Annotated in this window: 1 protein-coding gene; it reads left to right on the forward strand. The window is 34.2% G+C overall.

The genetic code is table 11. The annotated features are described in order from the left end of the window. Window positions 1–365: hypothetical protein (locus FDW96_RS03050; protein ID WP_212732859.1), on the forward strand; the 365-nt coding region annotated here is incomplete at both ends.

Genomic DNA, 365 nt, shown 5'->3' on the forward strand with positions numbered 1-365 from the left:
GGAAAAGTCCATTAAATACAGCCCTTAACGTGCAATATGTTAACACATCAATCGTTGCAGGCGGGAGGTATTTTGAACTATTGAATGAAACTGTTGCCTTAAAAGGTAATGCAGTTAATTATATCCATGCAAATATTGACTTAACGCAAACAGCAAACCCTGTAAGTTTATCAGCAGAAACATCAAATAATAGTAACGGTGTTGATATAAACAACGGTTCTGGCGTTTTGAAAGTTTGTTTTGATGTTGTTACGACTTCAGGAACTGGTGTAACAAGCATTAAGCCAATTCTTCAGGCTAGTACTTTAGATAGTATTTCTGCAAACGATTTATCACTTAAAGATTCAATCAATGCAAATAATTTA

It is taken from the genome of Citrobacter sp. TBCS-15 (assembly GCF_005280815.1).
In the GTDB taxonomy this organism is placed as follows: domain Bacteria; phylum Pseudomonadota; class Gammaproteobacteria; order Enterobacterales; family Enterobacteriaceae; genus Citrobacter; species Citrobacter werkmanii.